General features: G+C 62.7%; 14 protein-coding genes. 12 read left to right on the top strand and 2 right to left on the bottom strand.

What is annotated here, in order from left to right:
- Positions 1 to 18 precede the first annotated feature (18 nt).
- The gene (locus A6D6_RS18490; RefSeq protein ID WP_159661521.1) at positions 19 to 813 is read right to left on the bottom strand and encodes a helix-turn-helix domain-containing protein; all 795 of its coding nucleotides are present in this window, start codon (positions 811 to 813) and stop codon (positions 19 to 21) included.
- Between the two features lie 80 nt (positions 814 to 893).
- On the opposite strand from A6D6_RS18490, the gene A6D6_RS18485 reads away from it, so the two are divergent.
- The 5 genes from A6D6_RS18485 to murI all read left to right on the top strand — a co-directional run bounded on the left by A6D6_RS18485 (position 894) and on the right by murI (position 8,666).
- Complete coding sequence (locus A6D6_RS18485) at positions 894 to 1,292, top strand: hypothetical protein (RefSeq protein ID WP_133490337.1); 399 nt, start codon at positions 894 to 896, stop codon at positions 1,290 to 1,292.
- Between the two features lie 340 nt (positions 1,293 to 1,632).
- Positions 1,633 to 1,815 carry a hypothetical protein gene (locus A6D6_RS18480; protein WP_014993512.1) on the top strand — a complete coding sequence of 61 codons (183 nt, stop codon included), beginning with the start codon at positions 1,633 to 1,635 and terminating at the stop codon, positions 1,813 to 1,815.
- 32 nt (positions 1,816 to 1,847) lie between these two features.
- Positions 1,848 to 2,723: an alpha/beta hydrolase family protein gene (locus A6D6_RS18475; RefSeq protein ID WP_159661520.1), complete on the top strand. Its 876-nt coding sequence runs from the start codon at positions 1,848 to 1,850 to the stop codon at positions 2,721 to 2,723.
- A 613-nt stretch (positions 2,724 to 3,336) separates the two neighbouring features.
- Positions 3,337 to 7,884: a tetratricopeptide repeat protein gene (locus A6D6_RS18470; RefSeq protein WP_159661519.1), complete on the top strand. Its 4,548-nt coding sequence runs from the start codon at positions 3,337 to 3,339 to the stop codon at positions 7,882 to 7,884.
- Complete coding sequence (gene murI / locus A6D6_RS18465; RefSeq protein ID WP_133490340.1) at positions 7,881 to 8,666, top strand: glutamate racemase; 786 nt, start codon at positions 7,881 to 7,883, stop codon at positions 8,664 to 8,666. Before A6D6_RS18470 ends, murI begins: the two co-directional genes overlap by 4 nt.
- A 187-nt stretch (positions 8,667 to 8,853) precedes the next feature.
- On the opposite strand, the gene A6D6_RS18460 is transcribed toward murI, so the two are convergent.
- Positions 8,854 to 9,567 carry a Crp/Fnr family transcriptional regulator gene (locus tag A6D6_RS18460; protein WP_133490341.1) on the bottom strand — a complete coding sequence of 238 codons (714 nt, stop codon included), beginning with the start codon at positions 9,565 to 9,567 and terminating at the stop codon, positions 8,854 to 8,856.
- A gap of 523 nt (positions 9,568 to 10,090) precedes the next feature.
- On the opposite strand from A6D6_RS18460, the gene A6D6_RS18455 reads away from it, so the two are divergent.
- The 7 genes from A6D6_RS18455 to A6D6_RS18425 all read left to right on the top strand — a co-directional run bounded on the left by A6D6_RS18455 (position 10,091) and on the right by A6D6_RS18425 (position 18,469).
- Positions 10,091 to 12,037, top strand: a complete 1,947-nt coding sequence (locus A6D6_RS18455) for an AMP-binding protein (RefSeq protein ID WP_133490342.1) — start codon at positions 10,091 to 10,093, stop codon at positions 12,035 to 12,037.
- A 3-nt stretch (positions 12,038 to 12,040) separates the two neighbouring features.
- Positions 12,041 to 12,862 carry an ABC transporter ATP-binding protein gene (locus A6D6_RS18450; RefSeq protein WP_133490343.1) on the top strand — a complete coding sequence of 274 codons (822 nt, stop codon included), beginning with the start codon at positions 12,041 to 12,043 and terminating at the stop codon, positions 12,860 to 12,862.
- 2 nt (positions 12,863 to 12,864) lie between these two features.
- Positions 12,865 to 13,749 carry a branched-chain amino acid ABC transporter permease gene (locus tag A6D6_RS18445; RefSeq protein WP_159661518.1) on the top strand — a complete coding sequence of 295 codons (885 nt, stop codon included), beginning with the start codon at positions 12,865 to 12,867 and terminating at the stop codon, positions 13,747 to 13,749.
- A 4-nt stretch (positions 13,750 to 13,753) separates the two neighbouring features.
- Positions 13,754 to 14,812 carry a branched-chain amino acid ABC transporter permease gene (locus A6D6_RS18440; RefSeq protein WP_133490344.1) on the top strand — a complete coding sequence of 353 codons (1,059 nt, stop codon included), beginning with the start codon at positions 13,754 to 13,756 and terminating at the stop codon, positions 14,810 to 14,812.
- Positions 14,813 to 14,915: 103 nt separating this feature from the next.
- The gene (locus tag A6D6_RS18435; RefSeq protein ID WP_159661517.1) at positions 14,916 to 16,244 is read left to right on the top strand and encodes an ABC transporter substrate-binding protein; all 1,329 of its coding nucleotides are present in this window, start codon (positions 14,916 to 14,918) and stop codon (positions 16,242 to 16,244) included.
- 75 nt (positions 16,245 to 16,319) lie between these two features.
- The gene (locus A6D6_RS18430; RefSeq protein WP_159661516.1) at positions 16,320 to 17,156 is read left to right on the top strand and encodes an ABC transporter ATP-binding protein; all 837 of its coding nucleotides are present in this window, start codon (positions 16,320 to 16,322) and stop codon (positions 17,154 to 17,156) included.
- Between the two features lie 68 nt (positions 17,157 to 17,224).
- A complete protein-coding gene (locus A6D6_RS18425) occupies positions 17,225 to 18,469 on the top strand; it encodes a phenylacetate--CoA ligase family protein (RefSeq protein WP_159661515.1) in 1,245 nt (414 codons plus the stop codon).
- Positions 18,470 to 18,526 lie beyond the last annotated feature (57 nt).

Raw genomic sequence — 18,526 nt, 5'->3', positions numbered from 1 at the left:
GTGTCGGTGAAAAACGGATCAACCGCCGCCGTTCCCGCCCGCCTGTGTCCCGAACCACTGTGCCGTCGCCTCATCGGCGGGGAAATATTGCTCTATACGTAATTCTTCCATCACCACGTCCACGGCGGTGCCGAAACTGGCCAGGGTGGAGAAGGCGTTCAGACGTTGCCCGCCGATATTGAGCACCAGTGTCAGCATCGGGTCCGTACTCACCGGCATGTCCACTGGAATCCGGCTGAGATCGGCCAGCGTCGCCAGACGACGGTGCAGGCGGTGCAGCACCGGGTCCGGTCGCGCATGCAGATCGCGGCGCAGATGGCGCAGCAGAAACGACGCCACCACCGGCCAGTTCTCGATGAACGGGCGGAAGCCGTCGGGATGGAACGCCAGTTCCATGATGTTGGTGGTCTCCGGCAACGGCCCGCGCTCCGCCACCATGGCCGCGACGATGCGGTGCTGGGCCGGATTGGCCAGCAGCAGATTCCAATGCGCGTCCAGCACCACCGCCGGATAGGGCAGGTGGTTCTCCAGCATCAGATTCAGCGCCTGCCGTACCGGAGCCATGGCGGGCTCGTCCAGGCGGGTTTCGCCAAACGCCGGCGGATGGCCGGCGGCGGTGAGCAGGTAATTGGTTTCCCTGAGGCTCAGATCCAGCGCCCCGGCCAGCCGTTTGAGCATGTCCGCGCTGGGGCGGGAGCGGCCATTTTCAACAAAGCTCAGATGGCGACTGGAAACGCCGGCGTTATTGGCCAGTTCCAACTGGCTGATGCGCCGGGTGCGGCGCCAGTCCGCCAGTATCGTACCTGCCTGCATGTGATTACCTCCGAGGTAATTGTTTTGATTACCCCTGGCGGGGATTCTGACTCTATCAGAAACCACGAAGGAGAAGGATCATGCCTTGGCAATCCCTGAAATCCGCACTGCTGTTCAATGCTATTGTCTGCGCCGTGTTCGGCGTGCCCCTGGTCACCGCCGGCGCCTTCTTCGCCGGTCTGGCCGGTGCCCATGCCGGTGCCATCCCGGTGTGGCTGGCCACCGCCGCCGGTGCCGCGCTGCTGGTGCTGGCGATGGATCTGGCCTGGGTCGCCACCCGCCGTCCGATCCCGCGTCTGCTGGCACGCCTGCTGACCCTGGCGGATGCCGCCTTTGTCGTCGCCATGCCAGTGGTGATGCTGGTGGCTTCGCCCTGGCTCTCCAATATCGGTCAATTGCTGTTGGCGGACCTGGTGCTGATCACCGCGTTCTGCGTGTGGTGCCAGTGGCGGGGCCTGCGGCAGCCGGCGCATGCCTGATGGGAGCGGCGGTGGCTGAACGCCACCGCCCGCTGTTTGGTGGAAGGGAACAGACCGCTTACACGCACACGCCGGCACGCTAACACGCCAGTCGTGGCTCGTGAGCGCAGGGCCACCCTATTGCTCCCGTAATGGGAACTACACAGCCGTTGTGGGAAGCGAGCTTGCTCGCGAATCGGCGTGCCAGCGTGTTGCGTGTAGGCGTGACAGCGAATTGTAGGACAGCGATGGTTACCGGTGGCGGTGTTTCTGCTGCTGGAACTGGTAATGACGGCAATGCTGGCGGCTGTCGTGTGGTGACCGCTATGCTGAAGGGCTCTTAACCTCACGAGGCCCGGTCATGGCCGATATCCTGCCCTTCAAGAAACCGGCGAAAAAGAAAGCCGCCAACAAAAGTCTGTGCCGCCATGGCTTCCATAAATGGGTGGTGGCGAAGGACACCACTTTCGATTCCAAGCAGGGACGTCTGGTCACCCTTTACCGGTGCCAGCGTTGTGGTAAGACAAAAACCGAAGCGCGCTGAGGAGGCCCCCTCCCGGCGTGGGGAGAAAGGGGATGAGCGAAGCACAATGGGTACGGATCGATAACGGGAAGGGCTATTCGGTGCCGGTCACCTGGGTGTCCGGTGGCGGCCCGGTCTTTCTGGTCATGGGTGCCCTCGGCGTGGCCGCGCCCTTCTACGACAAACTGGTGGCGGAGCTGGCCGCGCAGGGCTGGTCGGTGGCGCTGATGGAGCAGCGGGGCCTGGGCAGCAGTGCTCTGCGTCCCTCGAGACGGCATAACTGGAGCTTTCGTGACGTCGTCGAGGACGACGTGCCGGCGGTGCTGGACTGGATCGCCAGGGAGGCGACGCGGCAGCCGGTTTACCTGTTTGGCCACAGCCTTGGCGGCCACTATGCGGCGATGTGCGCGGGTCTCTACCCGCAGCGTTTCGAGGGTATCGTCATGTGCGCCTGCGGCAGCCCCTGGATCACCGCTTATCAGGAAGCGGACCGCCGCCGGGTGCAACGGCTCACCCGCCTGATTCCGTTGTGCCACTTGCTGTTTGGCTATTACCCCGGTGACCGCCTCGGTTTCGGGGGGCGGGAGGCGCGTGGCGTGATGAGTGATTGGCGTCACCTGGCACTGACTAATCGTTATCGGCTGGGGGCCGATGACCGCCGGGTGGATCAGTCGCTGGCGGATTACACCGGCCCCGCCTTGATGCTGCGTATGGAGAACGACCCTTTTGCGTCCGCCATCGCGGTGGATTCGGTGTTACGGCGTTTTCAGCGTCATCGTCCGGAGGAACAGGTGCTCAGCGCCGGGGAACTGAACGACAAGGCGGACCATTTTCGCTGGGCAAGGCGGCCGGCGGCGGTGGTGGCGCGTCTGGCGCGGTGGCTGGAGGAGGAAGGTGTCGGACGTCGGACGCTCGACGTCGAACGCTAAAGTCAAAACCCGGGGCCGCGCGACGGCCCGAAGGGTGACCGCCATGGACGGCGCTCATAAAAAAGGTTCATCGCGGTTTAGAAGGCCACGGCGCTTCAATCATGGGCGCGGGTCTGTAACGGAAGGGGCTACCAGCCGCTCTATTCGCCAGCAAGCGGGTCGCCCACAGATCATGCCACGAAGCCGCTGTGGGAAGCGGCCTTGGCCGCGAATGCCCTGGGTCGTTGGCGATTCGCTTGCGAGCAAGCTTCCCACAGCGGCTTCGTAGCATGATCTGAATGGATGTTTTCGAGGTAACCGAGCAAAAGGGGTCTCCTTTGCTCTCCTGGAAAGGTTTGTCGTTGTTGGCGTCCGCAACGCGGTGGTTCACTCGAATCGGGGCTGCACGGAGCCCCCGCCGGAGCGACCCTTCCCGCCAAACCGCGATGAACCATAAAAAAGCGTTGCTTAGTGCCTGCCAGGGCGTTGGGTCTGGTTTTGCATTACCGGCGTCCGGCGTCGCGCGCCAAATCTGAGACCACCTTCCCACAATGAACTGCCGCATACGGTGCGGTTCTCGTCTCGCACGGCTAACATGTCCCTCTTTTTTAAAATGGCAAGGGGAGAGGGGAGCGTGCAGCAGGGAGTCACCGAAACCACGGATGCGTTGTGGCAAGCGCGCCAAAAGTACCAGCAGGGGCTGTACCGGCAGACCTTCGATATTTTGTGTCGCGAACACGGTGAACCGGCCCGATGGCGAGACCCGGAATTGCAATTGCTGGGCGGCCGCACGCTGAACCATCTGGGCCGCTCCCGCATCGCCCTGGCACTGATGCAGCTTGCCTGGCGCGGCGCGCCTGAGCGGCCGCGCCAGCGTTATTATCGCGGGTTCCAGTTGCTCGGCCGGCGCGGGCCCTGGGCGGCTCTGCGTTTCATCCACCAGCACGGCGAGATCCTGTGCGAGGACGACCCCCATCTGCAGGGGCTGTGGCTCGGCCATTTCGCCACGCTCTACAGCATCTACCGCGATTGGGAACGCAGCCACGAATTCCTTGAACGGGCCCAGGCCCTGCATCCGGGCTCCTCCTGGCTGGCGCTGGAACACGCCGTCATTCTGCAACGGCAAGACCACTATCCGGAAGCAATGACGGTATTGGAACCGTGGTTGGCATCGCCCACGCCGCCGCGTCCGATGGTGGCCGCCGGGGCTGAGTTGCTGTTATTGCTGGATCGCCGCGACGAGGCCCTGGCGCTGCTGGCGGAACAGGCTCCGCGACTGGAATCCGTGGACCTGTGTCTGCGCCGTTATGATCTGTTGCTGGAAAACGGTGAACGTGGGCCCGCCGCCGAGGCGTTGCAACGGGCCCGCTCGTTGGTGCCGGAACTGCCGGGCACCGTGGACCGGGAACTGGTCTATCGGGAGTTCGAGCTGCACTACGAGCGCGGCGAGCTGGATCAGGCGCTGCGGGCGGCGGATGAGCTGAAGGACCCGTTCGTGGTCAGTGTCCGCGAAAGCTTGCGCGAACGTCGGGATCAGCCGGCGGAGGCATTGCTGCCGGTGGCGTTCGTGCGCCAGCACCATATGACCTGCGCCCCCGCCACCTTCGTGGCGCTGGCCCGCTACTGGGGGCACCAGTTCGACCACCTGGAAGTGGCGGAGCAGATCTGTTACGACGGCACGCCGGCCTCCACCGAACGGCGCTGGATCAGCGAGCTGGGTTGGCATGTGCGTGAATTCGAGATGGATCACGACATCATTCGGACCCTGGTGGATCGGGGGGTGCCGGTGGCGCTGTCCACGGTGGAGCCGGGCAGCGCCCATATGCAGGCCATTGTCGGTTACGACTTGCGCAAGGGCGTGTATAAAATCCGTGATCCTTTTTCGCCGCTGATCAGCGAAATGCTGATGGACGGTGCCGCCAAACGCTACGCCGCCACCGGCCCGCGCTGCATGGTGATGGTGCCATCGGATCAGGCCGGGCGGCTGGATGGCATCGAACTGCCCGCGGCGCGGCTTTACGACCATTACCATGATTTGCAATTGGCGTTGGAACGGCACGACCGGTCCGCGGCGGTGACGGCGCTGGAACGGTTGCGCCAGGAAGGCTCCGAGCACCGGCTGGTGCTGTGGGGGGAGCGCAGTCTGGCCGCCTATGATCACGACGCCCCGGCCTCGTTGAAGACCCTGGACGCGCTGCTGGAACGCTATCCGGAAGACCTCAATTTGATCGCCTCGCGGGCCGATATGCTCGGCGAACTGGGCCGGTTCCAGGAGCAGCGTACCTATCTGCGTGAGCAATTGGAGGCTGGCCACAGCCACCCGCTGCTGATTCAGACGCTGGTCCATGCCCTGCGCCATGACTATCGAGTGGCGGAGGAAACCCATCAGTGGCTGGAGCGCTTGCTGCGCCTGGAACCGACCCGCGCCACCGCGTTGTATTCCCTGGCCGGGCTTAACTGGGACGAGGGCAAGCGCGAACAAGCGTTTGAGTTGTACCGCCTTTGCGCTTGCCTGGAAGACAAGGTGGAGCGCTACGCCCAGAGCTACTTCAAGGCAGCCCGCTTTCTGCGTCAGACCGACCAGGCCCTGGATTGGCTGCGTCGCCGGGCCGACCGGCTCGGGCCGTTGTCCGCCGATGCCCGGGTGACGCTGGCGTTGATGCTGGAGCAGCTGGATCTGAGCCGCGAAGCCGGGGAGGTGTTCGAGCAGGCGCTGAACGAGCATCCGCGCAATGTCTGGCTGGTTAACGAAGCGCTGATTTTCTATCAGAGCCGGTCCGATCTGGAACGGGCCCGGGTGTTGCTGGCCCAGCGCCGCGACGATCTGCCGGAAGCGATGGTGCTGGAGTTCGAGGGGGATATCGCCCGCCAGGCCGGAGACCTGGAGCAGGCGAGTGTTCACTTCCGGGCGCTGCTGGCGCTGCGGCCGTTCCACACCGGCGCGCTGCGCTTCGTTGCCGGACAACTGCGACGCGAGGACAGCCTGGAGGCGGCGCTCGCGTTCATCGACCGCCAGGGCAGCCTGAATCCTCATGATTATGGTATTCGCGGCGTTAAGCTCGACTTCCTTGAAGCACTGCCACCGAGCCAGCGCTGGCCGCAACTGGAGGCCCTGGCGGCGCAGGCCGGGGACGACAGCCGGGTGGCCCGGGCAATGGCCGATTGCGCCCTGGAGCGCGGCGATTACGCTCAGGCCCTGCGTTTCGCCAGCAGGGTGCTGGCGGAAGCCCCGGACGACCACCAGGCACTGGTGATCAGCGCGCGAGCCCATCTGCTGGCCCAGGACAACGACGCCGCGGCACAGGCGTTCCGTGCCGCGATCCAGGCCAGCGTGGACCGGCCGGACGCCTTTCACGGCTTGCTGGAGTGTTACCCGGACGTGGCCGCCAAGCGCGAGGCGCTGGGCTTCATTCACCGGCAGTTGCTGGAGCAGGTGACGTTTGGAGATGGTGTGCAGGCCTTCGTGGAGCTGGCCCGCCGGTTCCTCCCGGATGATGAGGTGGCGGCGTTCGTGGACCAGGTCATCGCCGAACGCCCGGACCTGTGGCAGAGCTGGTTGGCGGCAGCCCATTTCCACCGCGACGTGCGCCGTCTGGACCGCGCGCTTGGGTGTATTCAGGAGGGGTGCCGGCGTTTTCCTCTGATTCCGCGCCTGTGGCTGGAAAGCGGCCGTCTGCGTCTGCTGGCGGACGATACCGAGGGCGCGGAGGCGGATCTCACCGAGTGCCTGCGGCAATCGCCGGACTGGGTACAGGCGGTGATTTCCTTGTCCGATGTGTTGGAAGTGCGGGGCGACTTCGACGCCTCCGAAGGGCACATCGACCGCGCTTTGCGGCGCCTGCCCCGGGAAGGGATGCTGCTGGGTTACAAGTCCGATCTGCTGTGGCGGCGCGGGCAGCGCGAGGAGGCCTTCGACACCATGGTCCGTGCCCTGGCCGAGACCCCGGATTACCACTGGGGCTGGGACAAGCTGGGGGAATGGGCGCGGGAAACCGATCGCCGTGGTGAGGCGCTGGCGCTGGCGGAACGGCTTGCCAACGAGCAGGAAAGTAACGCCGACCTGTGGCGCCACTGCTATCTGCTCACTGATGAGCAGGATCAGGAACTGGCGTTCATCGAGCGGGCACGGACACTGCGTCCCCACGACCCCTCTCTGGTGATCGACCAATGCGAGGTGTTGCACCGGATCGGCCGGGAAAAGGAGATTGAGCCGCTGCTGTCGCGGGACTACTGGCGCGGGCCGCCGCCCACCGAAGTACTGGGCTTCACCGCCTGGCTGCGTTATCAACAGGGCGATCGCGACACCGCCATCAGCATGATGCGGGATCAGGTGTTGCGCGATGATCCGGCGTTCTCCCGTGGCTGGCGTCTGCTGGCTACCTGGTACAAGGACGCCGGGGAAGTGGAACCCTGTCTGCACGCCAGCCGCCAGTTGGTGGCGCTGCAGCCGGGGCATGCCGGCGCCCTGGTGGAAGCCGCCGAGCTGATGCTGGAGGTGACCGAGGGGGAGGCCCGGCGGGCCATCGAGGACGAAGTGTCCGATTACCTGGAACGGGCTTTGGCGCGGGATTATTCCGATACTTATATCCAACTGACCCTGCTGGATCACTATATGGACAGCGGGCACCCCGAGCGGGCGCGGGAGTTGCTGACCCGTATCCTGGTCGACGAGGGCAATGTGTTCGTGCGCGCCCGTCAGTTGAGGCTGGCGCTGGAGTCCGCGGAGCTGGGCGCGGCCTGGCCATTGTACCAAAGCGTGATCCGCGACTGGCGCGATAACAACTGGCTGCTGCTGGAGCCGCTGGTATGGGTGGCGGCCGCTGGCTCCGATGCCCGCCAGGCGCTGTGGCGGGCAGCGCCGGACTGGCTGGCTGACTCCGACATGCCCGACGCCGTGGTAGTGGTCTGGGCCCGGGCCCAGGCCCTGGCGGGTGTGTCCGCTGAGCAACTTCTGGCTAACGTTGAGCGGTTACGTCGGGATCCACGGCGCGGCGGGCTATTCGGGTTTGCGCTGGAATGGCTGCTCGACAGTGACGAGATCGATGCGGCGGTGCGTCTGCGTCTGGTGCGCCGCTACTGGTGGCGACTGCGTGGCCAGGAACGGACCGCCAGCGCCGCCAGACGCTTCCTGGCCGGTCAAAAGCACTGGTTGTGGTGGCTGTGGTTGCGGGTGGTGCTGTGAGCCGCCCGGTATTGGTGTTCGATTCCGGTGTCGGCGGCCTGTCGGTGGTGACGGCCCTGCGTCAGCAGGTGCCGGGGCTGCCGCTGGCCTATGTTTGCGACAACGCCGCCTTGCCGTACGGCACCAAGCCGGATTCCTGGCTGCTGCGCCGGATCGTCGACGTCTGCGCGGCGGCGGTGGTGGCCAGTGACGCCCGGGTGCTGGTGGTGGCCTGCAATACCGCCAGTACTCTGGCGCTGGAGGCGTTACGTGAACGGCTGGCGATTCCGGTGGTGGGGACGGTGCCGGCGATCAAACCGGCGGCGCGGCTGAGCCGCTCCGGGGTTATCGCCCTGTTGGCCACCACCGCCACCGTGGCACGCCCCTACACCGATCGTCTGATCGCGGAGTTCGCCGGCCACTGCACCGTGGCGCGTATCGCCGCCGATCCTCTGGTGGCCCAGGCGGAACGCTGGCTGGCGGGAGAGCCGCTGGACGCCCGGGTGCTCGCCGAATGCCTGGCGCCACTGGCGGCGATTCCCCAACTGGACACCGTGGTGCTCGGCTGCACCCATTTCCCGTTGTTGCGGGAATCCCTGGCATCAATGGTACCGGGCCCGCTGCACTGGATTGACTCCGGTGACGCCATCGCCCGACGGGTAGTCCAGGTGGTTGGGGAGGTACCCCAACCGACGGTGTCTTCCGGCGCTTTTCTCAGCTGGGCCACGGCGCCGGAAAAACCCGGCCTCGCCCGCGCCTTCTCCGGATTCGGCTTCCAGCCACCGGGAAAAATCAGTGAATAGTTAATAGTGAACAGTTAACAGCGAAAGAAAAAACAGGTCATCTTTAGCCGCTGTGGGAAGCTTGCTTGCAAGCGAATATTGCTAAACGCCTGAGCGAACCCCATTCGCTTGCAAGCAAGCTTCCCACAGCAGTTCCGTCCCTTGTTTTCGCTGTCAACTGTCCACTATCAACTGTCCACTGCCTTTCTCATTCCCCATAGTCCCGCAGTGCTTCCAGGTCCTGGATGTTGATGCGGCCGTATTCCACTTTCAGCAGGCCGTTGGCTTCCAGTTCGCGCAGGGCCTGATTGGCGCGCTGGCGTGACATACCACACAGTTGCGCCACATCTTCCTGGGAGACCTTCAGGCTCAGGGAGCCATTGGGGTAGAGGTAGGAATTGAACAGCGTGGCCAGACAGCGGGCCACCCGCGCTTCGGGGCGCAGCATGCGATCGAAGCTGACCATGGAGATGAACAGGCCGAGGCGCTCGTTCAGTTGCCGCAACAGGAAACGGTTGAAGGCGATACTGTTGTCCAGCAACCAGGTGAACGTGGCCCGGGGCATCAGAGCCACCCGGGTCTGGCCCACCGCGATACCGTCATAGCGACGGGGTTCGTCCTTGAGCAACGAGCCTTCGCCGAACCAGCCGCCGGCATTGACGCCGGTAAGGGTGATCGCCTTGCCCTCCGGAGACAGCACGCTGAGTTTCACCAGCCCCTGAATCACGCCGATCCAGTGGTCCGCCGGGTAGCCCTGATGACAGACATAGTCTCCCGGGCCCACTTCTCGCTCGGTGATCTGGCTGCGCACGTGGTCCAGCGCCACGGAATCCAGGTTCTGGGCCCAGATCGAGTCGCGCAGCATGCTCTCCACGTCGCCGTGGGGGGTGCTGATGTCATCGCTATGATCTTTGACGGACATGGTGTTGTAATCCCGTACTCCGGTCTGAAAAAGAGCTTCTTTCCCAGATTGTCGCGGAAACGACAGCTTGGTGCAGCCAGTCGATGATATAGATGGTCATGCGCTGATGCGCCGGCCCTGGATGATCCCGCGGACGCCGTTGTGCGGACCGCTTGCAAAAGGCCGTCAGGCGGGTAGCCTGAAACAGAAAAGAGTACGTATAAAAGGAACCTGTGAACAAGTACTTACAGCGTTCCCAATGTTAATAACAATAACGTCGTGGCCCGGGCGGCCGCGCAAAAGCTGGAGGTGAGAGCCTTGACGTGTATCCCTCGTTTGGCGGGCGGCACTGGTGGCACCGGCAGGTCTATTGAACGTGCCACGGCTGCCATGAGCTCCGCGATTTCCTGTCATTCCCTTGTTCGGTCCTGCTCCGTCGCCGCTCCCCGAGCCTGTCCGGGCCGCACCGGAATCACCGTGGCGAACCCCTGCTTCACCTTGACCAACCGTCGGATTGGTATGAGAAGAATGGGAGGTGTCCGCCATGTCGGTCAATGAACTGGACACATTTCCCAAACTGCTGATCCATAACGCTGGGCACCGGCCGAATGTGGATGCCATGCGGGAGAAGGATCTGGGCATCTGGCAGACCTGGACCTGGCGTCAGGTGTACAAGGAAGTGGAAGCCCTGGCCGGAGGACTGAAGGCGCTCGGCTTGCAACGCGGCGACCGCGTGGCGGTGATCGGCGACAACCGGCCGCAGTTGTATTGGTCGGTGGCCGCGATACAGGCCATGGGCGCGATTCCGGTACCGCTGTATCAGGACTCGGTTGGCGATGAGATGCAGTATGTACTGCATCATGCGGAAGTTCGCTTCGCGGTGGTGGAAAACCAGGAGCAAGTGGACAAGGTGCTGGATATCAAAAGTCAGGTACCGAGCCTGGAGACCATGGTCTATGACGACCCGAGGGGCCTGCGCAACTATCCGGAACCGTTTTTACACGAATTGACCGGGGTACAGGAAAAAGGCCGCGTCCATGCCCGCGAGAACAGTGATTTCTTCGCTCGCGAAGTGGCCCTGGGCCAGGGCGGGGACTTGTCCATCATTGTCTACACCTCTGGTACCACCGGCCGGCCCAAGGGCGTCATGCTCAGCTATGACAATCTGATCGAGACCGGCAAGTTGGCGGTGAAGTTCGACAACATCACCGAGAAAGACGAAACCCTGGCGTATTTGCCGATGGCTTGGGTGGGCGATCACTTCATCACTTACGGCGAGAGCCTGATCTCCGGCTTCTGCTTCAACTGCCCGGAATCTCCGGAAACGGTGATGACTGATCTGCGCGAAATCGGCCCCACTTATTTCTTCGCGCCGCCACGGATCTGGGAAAACCTGATCACCAATGTGATGGTGAGGATGGAGAACGCCAGCCGCCTCAAACAGATCATGTTCCAGCACTTCATGAAAGTGTCCCGCAAGGTTGGCGTGCGTCTGCTGGAAGGCAAGCCGGTGTCGTTACTGGAACGATTGCACTACGCCTTGGGCAATGTGCTGGTCTACGGACCGCTGCGTAACGTGCTCGGCTTCAGCCGTATTCGTCTGGCCTACACCGCTGGTGAGGCGCTGGGGCCGGATATTTTCGATTTCTTCCGCGCCCTGGGTATCAACCTCAAACAGCTGTACGGGCAGACGGAATGTTCCGTATACCTGTGTCTGCAAAAGGACAACGACGTGCGCCCGGACACCGTCGGACCGCCAGCGGAAGGCGTGGAAATACGGTTGGATGAGAATGGCGAGGTGATGTTCCGCGGCCCCGGCGTTTTCATGGGCTATTACAAGAACGAAGAAGCCACCCGTGAGACCAAGACCGAGGATGGCTGGGTGCACAGCGGCGACGCCGGCATGTTTACCGAGGATGGCCATCTGCGCATCATCGACCGGGCCAAGGATGTGGGGCGTCTCAATGGCGGCACCCTGTTCAGCCCCAAATTCGTCGAGAACAAACTCAAGTTCCATCCGCACATCAAGGAGGCGGTGGCATTCGGCCATCAACGGGATTACGTCACCGCGTTCATCAATATCGATTTCGAAGCACTGAGCAACTGGGCGGAGCGGCGCAACATCTCGTTCACCGGCTACATGGATCTGGCCGGCCGTGAGGAGGTGTATCAGTTGATCAGGGAAGAAGTGGAAGCGGTCAATCGGGATCTGGCCGAGGATCCGGAAATGGCATCGATCCAGATCCATCGCTTCCTCATCCTGCACAAGGAGCTGGACCCGGACGACGGCGAAATCACCCGTACCCGCAAGGTGCGCCGGCGCATCATCGCCGAGCGCTATGAGCCGCTGATTTCAGCGCTGTACGGCGGTGACGAAAAGGTGGACGTGGACGTTCGGGTGACTTACGAGGACGGCAGCACCGGTCAACTGAGTTCCACGTTGTCGATCAGTGACGCCAGTACCTATCAGCAGCTCAGCAAGGCGGGGTGAACCATGGTGGCAACGGTTTCCGATCTGACGCCACGCGAGCAGGCGTCGGAAGTACTGCTCAAAGTCGAAAATGTGGAGCTGCGTTTTGGTGGGGTCCGTGCCCTGCATGACGTGGGCTTCGAGATCCGCAAGGGGCAGATTTTTTCCATTATCGGGCCCAACGGGGCGGGCAAGTCGTCGATGCTCAATTGCATCAACGGTTTCTATCATCCCACCTCCGGAACCCTGACCTACAAAGGGCAACCGCGTAAGCATATGCGGCCCTACGTCACCGCCAGTCAGGGCATTGCCCGGACGTTTCAGAATATTGCCCTGTTCAAGGGCATGTCGACCCTGGACAACATCATGACCGGCCGGCATCTGAAAACCAAAGCCTCGCTGCTGGAGAACGCCTTCTGGTTCGGCCGCGCCCGCCGCGAGGAGCTGGAGCACCGGCATTTCTGCGAGGAGATCATCGATTTCCTCAACCTGCAGCATGTGCGCAAGACTCCGGTGGGCACCTTGCCCTACGGCCTGCAGAAGCGGGTGGAACTGGGCCGGGCGCTGGCGGCGGAGCCGGAACTGCTGTTGCTGGATGAGCCCATGGCGGGCATGAACCTGGAAGAAAAACAGGACATGGCCCGTTTCATTCTCGACGTCAACGATGAATACGGCACCACCATCTGTCTGATCGAACACGATATTGGCGTGGTGATGGATCTGTCCGATCGCATCGTGGTGCTGGATCACGGCGAGAAGATTGGCGAGGGCACGCCCAGGGAGGTGAGCAACGATCCCAAGGTGATCGAGGCTTATCTGGGTGTTCAGGAACAGGAGAGCGCATAGCCATGATTTTTTTTCTGGAAGTTCTCATCGGCGGCTTGCTGGCCGGCGTGATGTACGCACTGGTGGCGCTGGGCTTCGTTCTGATCTTCAAGGCCTCCGGCATCTTCAACTTCGCCCAGGCGGCGATGGTCCTGTTCGCCGCCATGTTCATGGGCGGCATGCACAACGACTGGGGCCTGCCGTACTGGCTGGCGATCCCGATCACCCTGGTGATCATGATCGGCGTGGCCTGGGTCATCGAGAGGGTGGTGTTGCGCCCGATGGTGAACCAGGAACCGATCATCCTGTTCATGTCCACTATCGGTATCTTCTTCGCCCTGATCGGTTTCGCCGAGATTTTCTGGGGCAGCCGATCGCGCACGCTGGACGTGGGCATCCCCTCCGATCCGATCTTTCTCGGCGACATGCTGCTGCAGAGCTATGACCTGATCACCGCGGCCATCGTCGCCGCGCTGGTGGTGGGGCTGGTGTTCTTCTCGCAGAAGACCCGCATGGGACGGGTGTTGAGAGCGGTGGCGGACGATCACCAGGCGGCACAGTCAGTGGGCATCAAGTTAAGCACGGTGTGGGTGGTGGTGTGGTCCATCGCCGGTTTGGTGGCGGTGGTGGCCGGCATCGTCTGGGGCGGCGCCCTGGGAGTGCAGCCGGTCATGGTGGACGTGGCGTTCAAGGCGCTGCCGGTGCTGTTGCTGGGCGGGCTCACCTCGATCCCGGGCGCCATCGTCGCCGGTCTTATCATTGGCGCCGGCGAAGCTCTGGCCGAGGTCTATCTGGGCCCGATCATCGGCGGCGGCATCGACAGCTGGTTCGCGTACATCATTGCCATGGCGTTCATGGTATGGCGGCCGGAAGGCCTGTTTGGCGAAAAAATTATAGAAAGGATCTGACCGCATGATTTATCGCGAATCCGGACAGTTCAAAAAAACCTATCAGGCCGACCAGGCGATTCTGCCGCTGCGCCAGGACCGTATTTTCCTGATCCTGGTATTGCTGGTGGCGTTTCTGGTGGTTCCGTTCACCGCGTCCAACTATGTGATGAACTCGTTGCTGTTGCCGTTTTTGATTTATTCGCTGGCGGCCATCGGGCTCAACATCCTTGTGGGCTACTGCGGGCAGATTTCCCTGGGCACCGGCGGCTTCATGGCGGTGGGCGCGTTCGCCGCCTGGAACCTGGCTATCCGCACTGACTTGCCGATGCCGGTTATCTTCGTGCTGGCGGGGTTGATCACCTCCGGCGCAGGGGTGTTGTTCGGCCTGCCGGCACTGCGCATCAAGGGGTTCTATCTGGCGGTGACCACGCTGGCGGCGCAGTTCTTTCTGGTGTGGCTGCTGCAGCGCCCCTGGTTCAACAATTACAGCGCTTCCGGGGTGATCTCGGCGCCGGACTTCCACATGTTCGGCTGGAGCATCGAGACCGTCACCGACCGCTATTATCTATCGCTGATCATACTGGTGCTCATGGCGCTGCTGGCCAAGAACCTGGTGCGCAGTGCCACCGGCCGTAAATGGATGGCGATCCGCGATATGGACGTGGCGGCGGAGATCATCGGTATCCGGCCGATGCCCACCAAGCTGAAGGCGTTCGCGGTGAGCTCGTTCTTCATCGGCATCTCCGGCGTGCTCTGGGCCTTCCTGTACCTGGGCCAGCTGGAGGCGGACGCGTTCAATATCTATACCTCCTTCGACGTCCTGTTCATGGTGATCATCGGCGGCCTGGGGTCGATTCTGGGCTGTTTCCTGGGCGCCGCCTTCGTGGTCCTGGTGCCGATTTTCCTCAATATCATTCCCAGCGCCCTGGGGCTGCCATTGAGCACCGCCATGATCAGCTATATCGAAGTGTTTATCTTCGGCTCCCTGATTATTTTCTTCCTGATCGTGGAGCCCCATGGCATGGCCCGTCTGTGGAGCATCGCCAAACAGAAACTGCGGCTGTGGCCGTTCCCCTATTGATCACGACGGTGATGACGAGGGTGTAACAGAAAACATCGCCCGGTCGGGCGGACAACGAAATAACAAATCAAGGGTCGGGGGCTTGCCCCCTTGGAGGACGATCATGAAAACAACAATGTTGCAGAAAGCGGCGCTGATCGGGCTGAGCGCCTGCATCGGCCTGACCGGCGCGATCTCCGCGCAGGCTCAGGAAGCCAAGGAACAGTACCTGCCGAGTCTGGTGTACCGCACCGGTCCCTTCGCGCCCAGCGGCATCGGCTTCGCCGATGGCTTCGCGGATTACGTGACATTGATCAATGAGCGTGACGGCGGTATCAACGGCGTGAAAATTCGCCTTGAGGAATGCGAAACCGGTTATGCCAATGACCGCGGCGTGGAATGCTATGAACGTCTCAAGGACCGCCACGGCGGTGCCACCGTGGTGGCACCGTTGTCCACCGGGATCACCTACGCGCTGATTCCGCGCACCCGGGCGGATGGCATCACCATGAGCACCATGGGCTACGGACGCGCCGATGCCGCCTATGGTCCGGTGCTGGATAACGTCTTCATGGTACCCACCACCTACTGGTCCAGTACCACCGTGGTGATGGACTACATCGCCGAGCAGGAAGGCGGCTGGGAAAACCTGAAAGGCAAGGACATCGTCCACGCCTATCACGATTCCGCCTACGGCCGTGAGCCGTTGGGGGTGCTGCGCCATTACGCGGAAAAATACGGTTTCACCCTGCATGAAGTACCGATCTCTCCGCCGGGCGTGGAGCAGCGCACGGTATGGACTCAGGTGCGGCGTATCAAACCGGACTGGATCTCCCTGTTCGGTTGGGGCGTGATGAACCCCACCGCCATCCGTACCGCCTCTTCCATGGGCATCGACGTCAGCCACATGATCGGTGGTATCTATGCCGCCCAGGACGATGCGGTGAAGCCCGCGGGAGAAGATGCCAAAGGCTACAAAGCGGTCACCTTCCACGGTCCGGGCGCCGATTACCCGATCTATGACGCGTTGAAGAAACACGTATACGACGCCGGCAAAGCGGCGGGATCCGGCGACGCCAAAGGCACCATCGCCTATAACCGCGGCTTGATTAACGCCGGTTACATCATCGAAGCCTGGCGTCAGGCTCAGGACATGTCCGAGAAAGGCCGGCCTTCCACTCGCGAGGAAACCCTGAAGGCATGGCAGAGTCTGGATATCCCTGAAGCCCGCACCAAGGAGCTGGGTATGGGCGGCCTGATGCCGCCGGTGCACATCACCTGTCTGGACCACGAGGGACCCGGCATGGCGCTGATCCAGCAGTGGAACGGGGAAGCCTGGGAACAGGTCACCGAATTCCGTAAACCGAACAAGGACCTGGTGTTCCCGATGTACAAAGCGTCGGCGGAAGCCTACGCCAAGCAGGAAGGCATCACCCCCAAATCCTGCGACTAACGGCCCTGTGACCAAAGGCGCGGTGCCGGAGTAGCAAGCACTCCGGCACCGCTGGCCGAACAGAGGAAGAACGACATGGCGGAACAAGCCACGGCTCGACAGGCCGAACAGACCCTGCTTTCCATCAACAACATCGAAGTCGTGTACAACCATGTGGTGCTGGTGCTCAAAGGGGTATCCCTGGATGTGGGACCGGGTTCCATTGTCGCCTTGCTGGGCGGCAACGGCGCCGGCAAGAGCACCACCTTGAAAGCCATTTCCGGTTTGCTGACCGGGGAGCGCGGTGACATCACCCGTGGATCGATCCATTACAACGGCGAGCGCATCGACACCTTGAGCGCCGCCGACCGTGTGCGCCGAGGTGTACTGCACGTCATGGAAGGGCGCCGGGTATTCGAACACCTGAGCGTGGAAGAAAACCTGCTGGTCGGCGCCTACGGCCGGCGTGACGGCACCGCCGCGGTGCAGCGCGACATGGAAATGGTCTACACCTATTTCCCCCGCCTCAAGGAGCGCCGCCGTTCGGTGGCCGGCTACACCTCCGGCGGTGAGCAGCAAATGCTGGCCATGGGCCGGGCGATGATGGCGAAGCCGCGCATGATCCTGCTGGACGAACCGTCCATGGGCCTGGCGCCGCAGTTGGTGGAGGAGATCTTCAACATCGTCTCCAAGCTGCGCAAGGAGGAGGGCGTGACCTTCCTGGTGGCCGAGCAAAACACCAATGTGGCTCTGCGCCATGCGGATTACGGCTACATCCTGGAAAACGGCCGTATCGTCATGTACGGCGATGCCGCCCAGTTGCGTGAAAACCCGGACGTCAAGGAGTTCTACCTTGGCGTGGGATCCGGAGAAGGACGCAAGAGCTTCCGTGATACCAAGCATTATCGTCGCCGCAAGCGTTGGTTGTCCTGACGCCGTGAGCGGTGGATTCATCAGTTTGTGACGACCGGTGAGCGCCGGTCGTGCTCAGGAGAAACAGCATGGGTAGTCATTCCGCGTATCTGGATGATCGTGAAACCCGCTCGCCTGATGAGCGGTCGGCACGACAATGGGAAGCGCTGCGCGAGGCGTTGGCTCACGCCAAGGCGCAATCCCGTTACTGGGCCGGTGTGTTGGCTGACATTGAACCCGGGCGGATTCAGGGACCGGCGGACCTGGCCCGGATTCCGCTGACACGCAAGTCCGATATCCCCGCGATTCAGGCCCAGGGCGTATTGGGCGGCATGGAAGCGGCGCCGATGGGCGAGCTGTCGCGGGTTTTCCTTTCGCCCGGGCCGATTTACGAGGCCAGTGAGTCGATTGCGGATTTCTGGCGTTTCGGCCGTGCCATGTGGGCGTCGGGCATGCGCCCCGGTGCTCTGGTGCACAATACCTTTTCCTATCACCTCACCCCCGCCGGCATGATGGTGGACAGTGGCGCCCGGGCGATTGGCTGTTCGGTGTTTCCCGCGGGCGTTGGCAACACCGAGATCCAGCTCGACGCCATCCAGCAACTGCGTCCGAGCTACTATGGTGGCACGCCGTCGTTTCTGAAAATGCTGCTGGACAAGGGGCGTGAACTGGGCAAGGACACCAGTTCGCTGGTGGCGGCGTCGGTGGGCGGCGAGCCGCTCAGCAGCGCTCTGCGCCAGGAAGTGGAAGCCCAGGGCGTCAAGGTGTCGCAGAGCTTCGGAACCGCCGAACTCGGCCTGGTGGCCTATGAATCGGAGGCGCGCGAAGGGCTGATCGCCGACGAGGACGTCCTCATCGAAGTGGTGCGGCCGGGTAGCGGGGACCCGCTGCCGGACGGTGAGGTCGGTGAGATGGTGGTGACCGTGCTGCGCAATGCCAGCTTCCCGATGATCCGAATCGCCACCGGTGATATGACCGCGATCATGCCCGGTGCCAGCCCGTGCGGACGCACCGCGCCACGTATAAAAGGCTGGATGGGCCGGGCCGATCAGCGTACCAAGATCAAGGGCATGTTCGTGGCGCCGGAGCAGATCAACCAGCTGATGCAGCGGCACCCGGAAATCCAGCGGGCCCGTCTGGTGGTGACGCGGGAAAACGAGCAGGACCGCATGGTGCTGTCGGCGGAATGCGACAGCAGCGATAGCGCCTTCGCCGAGAAAGTCACCGAAACCCTGCAGGTGGTCACCAAGCTGCGTGGCGGTGTGGAACTGGTGGCACCGGGTTCCCTGCCCAACGATGGCAAGGTGATCGCCGATGAGCGGCGGTTTGATTGAGGTAGGCCGGACGCCAGACGCTTGACGCCGGACGCTTTAGAACACCAGGTCGAAGAG

The sequence above is a fragment of the Alcanivorax xiamenensis genome (genome assembly GCF_009846745.1).
GTDB lineage: Bacteria > Pseudomonadota > Gammaproteobacteria > Pseudomonadales > Alcanivoracaceae > Alloalcanivorax > Alloalcanivorax xiamenensis.
Note: the sequence above shows the minus strand (reverse complement) of the source record. Positions and strands in the feature narration are given on the sequence as shown.

Excerpts from the sequence above, each read along its gene's own strand:
- A6D6_RS18480 (WP_014993512.1), top strand. The coding sequence starts at position 1,633 with ATGGCCGATATCCTGCCCTTCAAGAAACCGGCGAAAAAGAAAGCCGCC.
- A6D6_RS18475 (WP_159661520.1), top strand. The coding sequence starts at position 1,848 with ATGAGCGAAGCACAATGGGTACGGATCGATAACGGGAAGGGCTATTCG.
- A6D6_RS18490 (WP_159661521.1), bottom strand. The coding sequence starts at position 813 with ATGCAGGCAGGTACGATACTGGCGGACTGGCGCCGCACCCGGCGCATC.
- A6D6_RS18425 (WP_159661515.1), top strand. The coding sequence starts at position 17,225 with ATGGGTAGTCATTCCGCGTATCTGGATGATCGTGAAACCCGCTCGCCT.
- A6D6_RS18450 (WP_133490343.1), top strand. The coding sequence starts at position 12,041 with ATGGTGGCAACGGTTTCCGATCTGACGCCACGCGAGCAGGCGTCGGAA.
- A6D6_RS18460 (WP_133490341.1), bottom strand. The coding sequence starts at position 9,567 with ATGTCCGTCAAAGATCATAGCGATGACATCAGCACCCCCCACGGCGAC.
- A6D6_RS18435 (WP_159661517.1), top strand. The coding sequence starts at position 14,916 with ATGAAAACAACAATGTTGCAGAAAGCGGCGCTGATCGGGCTGAGCGCC.
- A6D6_RS18485 (WP_133490337.1), top strand. The coding sequence starts at position 894 with ATGCCTTGGCAATCCCTGAAATCCGCACTGCTGTTCAATGCTATTGTC.
- A6D6_RS18430 (WP_159661516.1), top strand. The coding sequence starts at position 16,320 with ATGGCGGAACAAGCCACGGCTCGACAGGCCGAACAGACCCTGCTTTCC.
- A6D6_RS18445 (WP_159661518.1), top strand. The coding sequence starts at position 12,865 with ATGATTTTTTTTCTGGAAGTTCTCATCGGCGGCTTGCTGGCCGGCGTG.
- A6D6_RS18455 (WP_133490342.1), top strand. The coding sequence starts at position 10,091 with ATGTCGGTCAATGAACTGGACACATTTCCCAAACTGCTGATCCATAAC.
- A6D6_RS18440 (WP_133490344.1), top strand. The coding sequence starts at position 13,754 with ATGATTTATCGCGAATCCGGACAGTTCAAAAAAACCTATCAGGCCGAC.